Genomic DNA, 11783 nt, shown 5'->3' on the forward strand with positions numbered 1-11783 from the left:
AAGACAAGCGCTGGGCGTCCTTTTGTCCGCCCGGCGCTCCTATTGATTGAATCTGAGCATCGTTCTTTCCGAAAGCCGATACCGATTATTAGCCGATGCACTAGCCGCTTCAGCCGCCGAAACCAAAGCCGGGAGGCATGTCGGTGAGCGTGATGCCAAAGGGCTCGAGGCTCTTCATGATCCAGGTCTGGTTGTTACCGATGCGACGGTTATATTCGGCCCAGGCGGAAACGAAGCTCTTGAACGTCTCGTCCGCTTCGTAATTTACAGCGATCACCGATGGGGTTGACAGAACCGGGGTCGGAACCTTGACCGAACCGACCGTTGGCGCCTTCTTCGAGATCACCAGACCGTTGAGCATGGTGTTGATCAGGCCCTGTGCCTTGCCCGTGGTGACGGCGACGATCGCCTCATCACGAGTCTTGAAGCGCAGAATATTGGCCTTGGGCAGAAATTGCGTTGCCATCAGGTCCTGCGCCGAGCCGAGATCGACGGCGAAGGTGTATTTCGAGTCGTTCAACTCATTCCAGCTCTTGCCCGAGAGTTCATCATCGGCAGAGACCACGACAAAACTGTTGTAATAGGTTGGGTCAGAGAAGGAGACGGACAGGGCACGGACCGGCGTCGCGGTTACTGCAAAAGCCATATCTACCTTGCCGCTCTGGACATCAAGGATGGCGTTGGCCCAGCTTGATTCCACCACTTCAAGCTTTACATCGAGCGTCTTGGCAATGTCGTTTGCCATATCGATGACAAAACCCGACCATTCGCCGGTGCGCGGGTCCTTGTTGAAATAGGGCACCTCATTGAGGATTGCCGGAATGCGCAGGACACCGCGCGAGCGGATGTCATCGATCGTGCCAGCCGACGCCGCCGAAGTAAAAAGCGAAAGCGCCACGGCCGCCACCCCACAGATCTTGGCAAAAAAGTTCATTGTTAATTCTCCATTGTTCCCCAAATGAATAGTTGGATCCGCTCAGCAGAAGCCGACTTCGCTTTGGCAGCCGTCGCGGACGACGATCAGACTAGCGACTCGACAATTGCTAACAATGCTAGAGAACTGGAGATGCTTATCCGCTTTTTTGTATGTCCGCCTCAAAGCGGCGGCAACGCATCACCGCGTGGCGGATCTAGGATCGGTCCGACCAGCTCATGCAGACAGTCATCGAACAGTTGCTGGACGACCGGATGCTGCTGCAGGAAGACGGCATTGCCGAAATAAAGCCGAACCTCCGGCAGATTGACAAGCCTTTTTGTTCCAAGCGTCAGGTCTTCAGGCCCGACGCACCAGGAGGGAATGATGGAAAAGCCAAGTCCTTCCTCAACGCAGCGTTTGACGCTCGAACTGCCCGAGGTTGATATCACCGGCTGGATATTGCGCCCGTTGCTGCCCAGAAAGTCGACCGCCAGATTGCGCAGCGTCTGGCCGGGCTCGTAAGTGACGAAAGGACGTCCTTCGGCCCAGTCCGGAATGAGCTCCAGCGCCGGTGCCTCGCCCCAGCTCGCCGGATAGACAAGGCTTAAGTGATAACTGCCAAGCAGCCGCTGCGGCACCACAGGATCGCCGAAGTAGCGCTCGGAAATACAGACATCGAGACTGCCATTCTTGACCAGTTCCGCCAGCACCGTATCGCGCTCGTAGACGGCGAACTCCATATCGGGAAAGGCCTCGCGAAACCGTGTCATGATTTTGGGGAACAGGTAAAAAAAGGTCGCCTGCGGCATGCCGACACGCAACGAGGAGCGCTGCGCCTCAATGAGCCGGGCCAGCCGTTCCAGCATGATATCAAGTTCCGGATGCAGCAGATTGTAGAGTGTGCGGCCGCGTGGTGTCAGCGCAATGCGCTTGGCGCCTTGCTCGCTGTCGATCAGCTTGCCCTTGAGGATCTGCTCGAGACGCCGAACGTGATTTGCTGCCGACTGATAGGAAATATTGAGTTCGCGAGCAGCTCCCGAAAAGGACCCGTGCCGAGCGACCTGATAGAACGTCTGAATAAGCGTAAGGCTGATTTCTGCCATGTTGAAAATCCCCTTTTGTCAATTTTAGGGGGCGGGGCAGTCAGGCGCCGATACAAAATTCTTGTGCTTTGAGGGCCGTTCTCTTGTATCGACGGCCCGCGCTGACGGCCGTCAATATGATCGATATCGAATGCCTGCAAATCGGTCAAACAGAATGCCCGTTCATCCGCCATCCACTGCCATCATCATCGGCGCCGGTATCGTCGGCGCGGCCACCGCCTTCTTTCTCACAAGGCGTGGCGTCACCGTGACATTGCTCGATGCGAAAGCACCCGCAGCCGAAGCCTCGGGGGCTGCCGACGGCGCCGTCTCGGTTGCCAGCAAGCGTCCGGGCGTAATGATGAATGCCGCCCTCAAGGGGGTGGAGCTTTATCGTCAGCTTGCCCGTGACGGACTGTTTTCCGATCTATTCCGAGATCGGTCGACCTTCATCATCGCCGCCTCCGATGTGGAATGCGCGGTGCTGGAAGCGCACAGGAGCGCGCTCTCAGGTGCCGGTGTTGCGACTGAACACCTTGATCGCGGTGCGCTGCACCGCCGTTATCCGGTGCTTTCGGACAGGGCCGAAATGGCGATTGAGGTGATGAATGACGGTCATGCGATCGGCTATCAGATCGTCAACCGCCTGATTGCGGCGGCCGGTATTGCCGTGATGCGCAACGCCAGCGTCATGAAGCTTGTCGCAAACCGCGCTGGCACCCGGATTATGGGCGTTGAAACCGCCAATGGCCTACTCACTGCCGATCTTGTCATTGTCGCTGCTGGCACCGGTTCAGCCAAACTTGCCGGCCTTGACCATGTGCTGACACCCAGAAAAGGGCAGCTGCTGATAACCGAGCGGGTGGCAGCGCTGAACGCTTCCATGCCCGGCTCGATCATGTCCGGCCGCTATCTGCTGAGCAAGGGCAGCCAGAAAGGCGCAAGCGGCGAACCCGCGCGCGGTCTCGGTCTGGTGATTGACCCCTTGCGCACCGGACAGTTCCTGATCGGCGGCACCCGCGAGGATTTCGGCGACAAACAGATCACTGATATCGATGCTGTCGCCCATATTCTCGCCGATGCCGTGGCGCTTGTACCGCGTCTTGCCACAGCGCGGCTGTTGCGCACCTTTGCCGGGGCCCGCACCGCCGTCAGCGACGGCCTGCCGATCATCGGCCGGCTGCCCGACTTCGAAAACGCCTATATCGCGACCGGTTTCGAGGGCGACGGGATATGCCTTGGCCCCGTAACCGGCAAAAGCGTTGCCGAGCTGTGCTGCGGTGAAACGCCAACGCTCGATCTTTCCCCGTTCAGTCCGGGTCGCTTTGCCATGCGGGAGCGTGCGGCATGAAAACGCAAAGCTTTACCTTCATGGGGCAGGACATTCCCTTTCGTAGCGGCGAAACCGTTGCGACAGCGCTTGTTACAGCAGGCATCAACCGCTTTGGTGCCGACGGACTTGGTCAGCCAACCCGCTATTTCTGCGGCATTGGCGCCTGCCAGTCCTGCCTTGCCCGTATTGATGGCGTTGTCCGCGAGACCTGCCTGACGCCAGCGCGACCCGGCATGCGTGTAGAAAGTCTGGAGGGCGGTTATGTCTGAAACAGAGAAAGCCATCGATGCCCTTGTCATCGGAGCAGGCCCCGCTGGCCTTGCCGCCGCAATACGACTGGACGATCTGGGTCTTGCCGTCACCATGATAGAACAGCGCCCGACCATTGGCGGCGCCATCTATCGCCAGCCGATTGACGGCGTCGCGCCAGTGCCGCAGCCAGCCGCCGCAAAGGCCCGCTTTGCAGCTCTGCGAAAAGCTGTCGGTGCCCGCGCGATCGAAAGGCTCCACGAATGCCTGTTTCTCGGCGTCGATGGTGACGGCGTTGCCCTTTGCGAGGAGCGGGTGTCAGGCCGCGTGTTGCGATTTCGGCCCAGCATCGTCATCGTCGCCACTGGCGCGGTTGAAAAGGTTCTGCCGCGGCCGGGCTGGCAGCTTCCCGGCGTTTCCACCGCTGGCGGTCTTCAGGTGATGATGAAGGAGACCGGAAAAGCGCCCGCTGGCCGCATCATTCTTGCAGGCAATGGCCCGCTTCTGATTGCCGTGGCCGCCCAGATGACCCGGCTCGGCAACCGCCCCATTGCCGTCATCGAAGCCGGGACGCCTTTTGCCCGGCCGCTTGCCGGTCTGAAACTGATGGCGTTTCCCGGACTGCTGATGGAATCCATCGGCTATATGGCAACGCTCTTCATCCGCTTACTGTCATACCGGCAAGGCGCCAGGCTTGTCGCCATTCGCGCGGAAAATTCCGGCCTCGTCGCGACGATCCGGTTTCGTTCCGGAAAGTTTGAGGAGATTGCCGCCGACCGAATCTGCCTTCACGACGGCATCCGGCCAAATGATTTCGGCCTGCCTTCGGAAGGCGTGAAGCCCGTCATTCGCCACGCGGGCGATTGCCGCGAGGCGCTGGGCGCGGTAGCGGCAGAGGCGGATGGGCGCCGCGCCGCCGATGACGCCGTTGCCGCCCTTTCCGGGCCTGACAGCAAAGGCACTTCGCCGGTCGCCCGAATGCGCCGCGCTCAGACGATCCTCACAGAGATGTTCCGCGCTGCCGACCCATCACCCTCCCTTTCCGGCCTGCCGGACGAGACGGTGATCTGTCGCTGCGAGGGCCGGACGCTCTCCGAGCTCAAGGCGCTGATGACCGGAGCCGATGCGCCGGGCGGGCGCGAGGTCAAGCATAATGGCCGCTTTGCCATGGGCGCCTGTCAGGGGCGCTTCTGCGCCCACAATACAGCGGCGCTGATGGCGGAAATCAGGCCGACTTCGCCCCCGGTGACGGCCGCTGATCTGACCGGCCGACGCTGGCCCGTGCGCCCGGTTGCGATCGGCGCATTCCTGAAACAAGAGCCCGAAACCTCCCCCGACGCCATACAAGACAAATGAGGACAAGATGACCCTGGCACGCAAAGCCGATACCGTGACGATAGACGTCCGCAATCCCTTCAACGGCGCCATTGTTGGTGCGGTCGGCGCGGCCTCGCCGGCTGAAGTCGCAGCCGCCGTTGCCTGTGGGAAGATCGCTGCAGCCGACTTCCGTTCATCGACACCGGCCATGCGCCGCGCGCTCCTGAATGCGCTGGCCGGCGAAATCGCCAAGGATGCCGACAATCTTGCGCAGATCATTTCCACTGAAATGGGCAAGACCATTCGCGAGGCCCGCAATGAAGTGCGCCGCGCCCAGAACACGCTGAAGCTTTCCGGCGATGCCGCCACCTTCAATGACGGCGAGGCGCTTTCATGCGCGATCGTCGAAGGCGGCGCCGACCGGTTGGCGACGATCACCTATGAACCGGTGGGCGTCGTTGGTGCGATCACCCCATTCAACTATCCTCTGAATCTTCTTTGCCACAAGCTTGGCCCTGCGATCGCTGCTGGCAATGCCGTTGTCGCCAAGCCGTCACCAAAGGCGCCGCTTGCTGCTGCAAGGCTTTGCGAACTCGCCGAAAAGGCCGGTTTCCCGAAGTATCTGTTTCAGGTGATCCATGGCGGAGCCGAGGCGGCGGCGGCGCTCGCCCGCTCGCCCATTGATCTCCTGTCGTTCACCGGCGGACCCGTTGCTGGACTGGCCTTGAAGAATGCCACCGGCCTGGTCCGCTGCCTGATGGAACTTGGCGGCAATGATCCGCTGTTCGTCCTGCCCGACGCCGATCTCGACCGGGCGGTCGCCACAACTATCGGCCATCGCTTCGAGATTGCCGGACAGAGCTGCGCAGCGGTGAAAAAGCTCTATCTTCACGCCGATATCGAGAAAGCCTTCACCGCGAAACTGCTGGCCGCCGTCGATGCGATTGAATTCGGCGATCCTTCGCAGGAAGACACCGACATGGGCACCGTAATCGACCTTGCCGCTGCAAAGACCGTGGCCGATCGCCTTTCGGCAACGCTTTCCGATCACGGTGGCAGGCTGCTGACTGGTGGTACCCATGATGGCACCATCTTCGCACCGACCGTGATCGCCGATGTCGCTGCGAATGCGCCGATCATCGCCGAGGAAACGTTCGGCCCGATCATCGCGATCCGCACCTTCACGGATGCCGCTGCTGCAATCGCTGAAGTGAATGCTGGCTCATACGGACTTCAGGCTGGTGTCTTCACCAATGACCATGCGCTGATCCGCCGCTTCTCGCGCGATCTCGTTGTTGGCGGCGTGATGATCAATGAGGGCCCGGATTTCCGCGCTGAACACGTCCCGTTCGGCGGCGTCAAGCGCTCCGGCCTCGGTCGCGAGGGCGTGCGCATTGCCATGCGCGAAATGTCGGAACCCAAAGTCGTGATCGATTGAGGAGAGAATGATGCGTATCGGAATTCTCGGCGCCTCGGGTCTTGTCGGCACCTGTTTGGTTCAACTGATCCTGGACAGTCCCGGCCTCGAACTGGCCGCTGCCCTTGTCTCGCCCGGTTCGCGCCTTGCCGGAACACCGGTTGCCGGCGGTGGCATCGAATACCGCCCGGCTGACGCTGAGATGAACAGCCATTGCGACGTGATGATCGATTTTTCGACGCCGGCGGCAAGCCTCTCCCTTCAGGCCCAGATTGCAAAAAAGAACATCCCGACCGTAATCGGTACTACCGGATTTTCCGCCAAAGACGATGCGACACTGACCGGTTGGTGCGCGCACCGGCCGATGCTGATCAGCGCCAATTTCGCCCGTGGTTTCGAAGCTTTCCGCCTCGCAAGCCTGGGCTATGCCCGGATGATGCCCGATGCCGAACCGCGTGTGTTCGAAACCTATCACGCCCGCAAGAAGGCGGATCCGTCCGGCACATCGAAACTGCTGGCGGCCGAGATATCGAAGACCCGCAGCACGGCGATGGGGTTTGAAGCACCCGAAACGCCGATCACGGTGAAGCGGGAAGGCGATATCGTCGGCATTAACGAAGTGAGTTTCGATCTTGGTTCGGCCGAAACCCGTTTCACCTATCGCGTACACACACGCGCTGCCTATGCCGAAGGTGCGCTTGCTGCTGCGCAATGGCTGGTGGCAACGCCGCGCCCGGCGGGGCGTTACACGCTTGCCGATAGCCTTGAAGGTTGAGTGGCCAATTTCCAGAGGATAAGATAATGACAGACCTGAAAAGCCGTTTCACCGGCGTTTTTACCGCACTTGTGACGCCCTTTCGCGATGGCACCATTGATTTCGATGCCTTCGACGCGCTGGTAGAGCGCCAGCTTGAAGCCGGTGTTGCCGGGCTTGTGCCGGTTGGCACCACTGGCGAGGCGGCCACTCTTTCCGATGATGAAGCCGAAGCCCTGATCGCGAGGACTGTTGCCCTTGCAAAGGGCCGTGCGCTGGTAATGGCGGGCGCTGGCGCCAATGATACGAAGAAAGCCGTCGACAAGGTGCGCCGCGCAGAAAAGGCAGGCGCCGATGCGGTTTTGGTCGTCACGCCTTACTATAACAAGCCGCCGCAATCCGGCCTGATTGCCCATTATGGCGCTGTCGCCAGCGCAACCACATTGCCGATCATGCTCTATTCCGTCCCGGGGCGTTGTGGCGTTGAGATTGCGCCAGAAACCTGCGCAACACTGGCCGGCCGTCATTCCAATATTGTCGCCATCAAGGAAGCCGGTGGCTCTGCTGCCCGCGTGACGGCTCTGCGCCTTGCCTGCGGTCCGGATTTCATCATTCATTCCGGTGATGACGGGCTGACGCTTCCCTTCCTGTCGCTTGGCGCGATCGGCGTTACGTCGGTGGTCGCCAATGTCGCACCGGATGTCATGGTGGCGATGGTTGACGCCTTCCAGAATGGCGACACTCATAAAGCCCTGAAACTGCATGAACTCGTCGCCGAGTTGACCGATGGCATGTTCATCGAAAGCAATCCCGGCCCGGTCAAGGCGGCGCTTGCCATCTCCAATCTCGCAGGCCCCGAAATGCGCCTGCCGATGGTGCCGGTTTCGGATGCGAACCGGGAACGGCTTGCCGGTATTCTCGGCCGTTACGCATCGGCAGCCTCAAACTTCCAAGAAATGCGGTAAGCGGCCTCATGTGCTTTGCATTGTCGGCCTTCGCTTTGCAGGCAAGAATTGAAAAATATCATCCGGCCTCTCACGGACCGGCAATCAAAAAAGACAGGGGAATTTTTATGCAAGAAAGACGGGAAAGCCGTCGCTGTCGGCATGTCGTGATCAGCGCGGCGGAACCACGGCCGAAGGGGAGACCGTGATGCAGTATCACTGGGACTTCCACTCCGTCTGGCAATATCGCGATCTGTTCATCTTCGGACTGTGGACCAGCATCGTCTACACGGTCGGTTCCATTATTCTCGGGATCGCCATCGGTCTTCTGACCTGTTCAGCCCGTCTTTCCACCTGGAAAATGCTGAACTGGATTGCCCGCATCTATCAGGAAATCTTTCGCTGTACGCCACTTCTGGTCCAGCTTCTCTGGTTCTATTACGCCTTCCCGCTGATCGTCGGCATCTCGATCGACAACCGTGTCGCTGCCACGCTGGCACTGTCGCTTTATGTCGGCGCTTTCTATGCCGAGATTTTCCGTGGCGGTATCGTTTCGATCGAAAAGGGGCAGCGCGAGGCTGCTGCTGCCATTGGCATGAGCCCGGCGCAGGCGATGTGGCGCATCATCATGCCGCAGGCTCTGAAGCGGATGCTGCCGTCCTTCATCAACCAGTCGGTGATCCAGTTCAAGAATACCTCGCTGGTTTCGGTTATTTCCGTCGCTGACCTCGCCTATATGGCCGCCGTCGTCAACGGACAGACATACCGCCCGCTCGAATCTTATACCGTCATGGCCGTGCTCTATATCGTCGTTCTGCTGCCGATGATGCAGGCTGCCGACTGGCTGGAAAAACGGATGCGCAAGAGTGACTGAGAGACCGGAGTTCCCCATGGACATGATCGAAAAAACGAAGACCACACCGGTGCTGGAAGCTGTCGGCCTCTACAAGAGCTATGGCATTCACGAGGTTCTCAAAGGGCTTGATCTTAGTCTCACGCGCGGCGAAGTGGTGGCGCTGATTGGGCCGTCCGGTTCCGGCAAATCGACCTTCATCCGCTGTCTTAACCTGTTGGAAACGCCGACCGGCGGTGCGGTGCGCTTTCGTCAGCGCGTGGTCGGCAACAAGTTCCGGGACGTCGGCCCGCAGATCGGCATCGGCACGCTTCGCCGCCATGTCGGCATGGTTTTCCAGCATTTCAACCTGTTCCCTCACAAGACTGTGCTGCAGAATGTCATCGAAGGTCCCCTGATCGTCTGCAAGAAGCCGAAACGGGAGGCAGAGGCCCATGCCATGGAACTTTTGGAGCAGGTGGGGTTGGCCGACAAACACGGCGCTTACCCCAATCATCTGTCCGGCGGGCAGAAACAGCGCGTCGCCATTGCCCGGGCGCTCGCCATGAAACCGGAGGTGTTGCTGCTCGACGAGGTGACAAGCGCGCTTGATCCCGAACTCGTCGGCGAGGTTCTGGCGGTTATCCGCAATCTCGCCGAAGGCGGCATGACCATGGCGATCGTGACTCATGAAATGGCTTTCGCCGCCGATGTCGCAAGCCGCATACTGTTTCTGGATCAGGGTGTGATCGCCGAACAGGGCTCCGCCGACGAAGTGATCCTCAATCCGCAAAATCCGCGCCTGCAGGCTTTCGTCTCGCGGTTCAGAGGGGTCGGGGCATGACGCGGTTCAAGGTCGCAATTTTCGGCGCCGGCAATATCGGCTCGGCACTTGCCGCCAACCTGTCACACGGGCAGGATGTCGACGTCACGATGATCGAACCTTCGGAAGACGCGCTCGATAGCTTCTCGGCACTCGGCCTCGAGGCCGAGACGGTGCGGCCGAAGCGATCAGGCGATATACCTGCCGCGGCCAGAACGGCCGATTTGATTGTCGCGGCAACCCCGGGCTGGGCAGTCAGCGGCATTGCCGAGATTGCGGTCGGAGCAAAGACGCATTTTCTCGATTTTGCGCCGCTGCGGGCCGAAGTAAAGAACGTGCTTGGTCCACTTGCACAGAAACGTGTGGTGCTGAATGGCTGCGGCATCGCACCCGGACTGGTCGAGAATATTGCCTGCAATCTGATTGCAGAATGCCGACGGGTAAGCGAATTGACCATCCGCGTCGGTTCTCTGCCGCGTTTCCCGGTCAATCGTCTCGGTTACGGTCAAATCTGGGATATCGATGCGCTTATCGATGAATACACGAAACCCTGCGAAGCGATCCGCGACGGCAATACCGTTATGATTTCACCGCTTGAGGAACTGGAACAGTTGCGCTTCAACGGCACGGACTATGAATGTTTCACAACCTCGCGCGGGCTTTCCGACCTCTCACCCTACCGCGCCGCGGGCATTGACCGGCTGACCTTCAAGACCTTGCGCTATCCGGGTCATCTCGATCATATGCGTTTCCTGCTGGATGATCTGGGCCTGCGGGAAAAACGCGATATGCTGCGCTCCTTGTTGATGAACGGCCTGCCAATCGTAAAGGATGATGAACTGGTCCTGTTTCTCACTGCCTGGCAAAAGGCAGGTGCGAGGCGTATCGAACAGTCACAGACCTACCGTTTTCGGCCCGGTCCTGACCATCCCTTCAACGCCATGATCTCGGCTGCATCGGCCTATGCCGCAAGCCTGATCGCGCTGGTGAAGGACGGCCAGCTTGGCCAGGTCGGGTTTGTCGATCATCACCAGATCGAAAGCCTTACGCTGCTGAAGGGCCCGTTCCTGAGCAGGCTGATTGCCGCCTAGTGCATCAGCTAGAAAATCGGAATCGATCTTCGCGAAAGGACGATGCGCACAACAGTCTTGCTGGCACCTGTCGCCAGCAGCGCATTGTTCTTAACACTCTGCGCTTCCTCAGCAATCGTTTACAGATCTTGCTGGTATGCTTCGGTGTCAACGACGCGCGGGAGGCGATCAGCGGCGACGTTCAGCTTGCGCGGAGGTTCAGACAACTCACATTGAGCAGATGGGCTGCGAACGAGCAGTTCGAGACACTGGGGACCCGGGACCGTTACCAATCCTGCGAAGCCAACCGCTGGGATGGCGCGTCACATGTCCTGTGCTGTGACCAGCTTCGAGCTGAAAACGGGCGCGAACTCCCCTCCCCTTTCCCGCAAAATCGCGTTGCGGCTCCGCGAGCGGGCGTAGCGATCGTCGAGCGTGCTGGACCGGACATGCTCCGAATGCTGCGTGGGTGCATGATGGGCGACAACCGTGCTCGATTCTCTAGCGCCACCGAGAACATGATCGCTCGCGCCAACAAGCTGCGCGCTTATGGGAAAATGCAGCGAATTTGAGAATCCTGCTGCAAAGATTCTCACAATTAAGTGCCAAACCCGAACCGAACTGGCGCATTCTTCCACTTAAGTGACAAGCGATAGCTGTCTCAGCTGAATAGGTCATCCACATTGAAGGCTCGTGCTGCGTAGCTCCAACATGCGGCGGCTGATGTCGACCGCGAAGACAACCATGCACCCGGCAGCAATCTTCCGAGAAATTCAATCCCGACGCCCCAGTTGCGATTAGACAACCCCTTCAGTTCATTATTCAAAAATGGGATTTTTCTATCTGTTTTGCCTATGACACCAATTACAGGCCTCGAGACTTCATACTTCGCTCTGGAATACGGACATGGATGGAAACAACATCAATCGCTCATCTTTCCAAGCGGCCCATTCTGAATAGCCCCGGGAACTGTAGACACCTTCCTGCCTAAAAATGAGGTAAGAAGGCGACCATGAGCAAATCGAATTTCAGTGACGATTTCAAAC

11 protein-coding genes and 1 pseudogene are annotated in these 11783 nt (G+C 59.3%); 10 read left to right on the forward strand and 2 right to left on the reverse strand.

Going from position 1 to position 11783, the window contains the following annotated elements; all coding sequences use genetic code 11:
- Positions 1 to 109: 109 nt before the first annotated feature.
- Positions 110 to 934, reverse strand: a complete 825-nt coding sequence (locus HCK86_RS12570) for a transporter substrate-binding domain-containing protein (RefSeq protein ID WP_176084810.1) — start codon at positions 932 to 934, stop codon at positions 110 to 112.
- 161 nt (positions 935 to 1095) lie between these two features.
- On the reverse strand, positions 1096 to 2019 hold the full coding sequence (locus HCK86_RS12575; RefSeq protein ID WP_176084811.1) for a LysR family transcriptional regulator: 924 nt from the start codon (positions 2017 to 2019) through the stop codon (positions 1096 to 1098).
- A gap of 154 nt (positions 2020 to 2173) precedes the next feature.
- Between HCK86_RS12575 and HCK86_RS12580 the strand changes: the two genes are divergently transcribed.
- From HCK86_RS12580 to HCK86_RS24305, 10 genes and pseudogenes are all read left to right on the forward strand, one after another.
- A complete protein-coding gene (locus tag HCK86_RS12580) occupies positions 2174 to 3349 on the forward strand; it encodes an FAD-binding oxidoreductase (protein ID WP_176084812.1) in 1176 nt (391 codons plus the stop codon).
- Positions 3346 to 3600, forward strand: coding sequence for a 2Fe-2S iron-sulfur cluster-binding protein (locus HCK86_RS12585; RefSeq protein ID WP_246739572.1), 255 nt, complete (start codon positions 3346 to 3348; stop codon positions 3598 to 3600). The genes HCK86_RS12580 and HCK86_RS12585 overlap by 4 nt, the downstream gene beginning before the upstream one ends.
- Complete coding sequence (locus HCK86_RS12590; protein ID WP_176084813.1) at positions 3593 to 4936, forward strand: FAD-dependent oxidoreductase; 1344 nt, start codon at positions 3593 to 3595, stop codon at positions 4934 to 4936. Before HCK86_RS12585 ends, HCK86_RS12590 begins: the two co-directional genes overlap by 8 nt.
- A gap of 7 nt (positions 4937 to 4943) precedes the next feature.
- Positions 4944 to 6335 carry an aldehyde dehydrogenase family protein gene (locus tag HCK86_RS12595; RefSeq protein WP_176084814.1) on the forward strand — a complete coding sequence of 464 codons (1392 nt, stop codon included), beginning with the start codon at positions 4944 to 4946 and terminating at the stop codon, positions 6333 to 6335.
- Between the two features lie 10 nt (positions 6336 to 6345).
- Positions 6346 to 7089 carry a dihydrodipicolinate reductase C-terminal domain-containing protein gene (locus tag HCK86_RS12600; protein ID WP_176084815.1) on the forward strand — a complete coding sequence of 248 codons (744 nt, stop codon included), beginning with the start codon at positions 6346 to 6348 and terminating at the stop codon, positions 7087 to 7089.
- Between the two features lie 26 nt (positions 7090 to 7115).
- Entirely contained in the window at positions 7116 to 8033 is a 918-nt protein-coding gene (gene dapA, locus HCK86_RS12605; RefSeq protein WP_176084816.1) for a 4-hydroxy-tetrahydrodipicolinate synthase, read from the forward strand.
- 187 nt (positions 8034 to 8220) lie between these two features.
- Positions 8221 to 8886, forward strand: coding sequence for an amino acid ABC transporter permease (locus HCK86_RS12610; protein WP_176084817.1), 666 nt, complete (start codon positions 8221 to 8223; stop codon positions 8884 to 8886).
- A gap of 16 nt (positions 8887 to 8902) precedes the next feature.
- On the forward strand, positions 8903 to 9688 hold the full coding sequence (locus HCK86_RS12615; RefSeq protein WP_210259903.1) for an amino acid ABC transporter ATP-binding protein: 786 nt from the start codon (positions 8903 to 8905) through the stop codon (positions 9686 to 9688).
- Positions 9685 to 10758 carry a saccharopine dehydrogenase C-terminal domain-containing protein gene (locus tag HCK86_RS12620; RefSeq protein ID WP_176084818.1) on the forward strand — a complete coding sequence of 358 codons (1074 nt, stop codon included), beginning with the start codon at positions 9685 to 9687 and terminating at the stop codon, positions 10756 to 10758. Before HCK86_RS12615 ends, HCK86_RS12620 begins: the two co-directional genes overlap by 4 nt.
- A gap of 38 nt (positions 10759 to 10796) precedes the next feature.
- Positions 10797 to 11009, forward strand: a pseudogene (locus HCK86_RS24305) (TniB family NTP-binding protein); the annotation flags it as partial.
- Between the last annotated feature and the right edge of the window lie 774 nt (positions 11010 to 11783).

It is taken from the genome of Martelella sp. HB161492 (assembly GCF_013184775.1).
Lineage (GTDB): Bacteria > Pseudomonadota > Alphaproteobacteria > Rhizobiales > Rhizobiaceae > Martelella.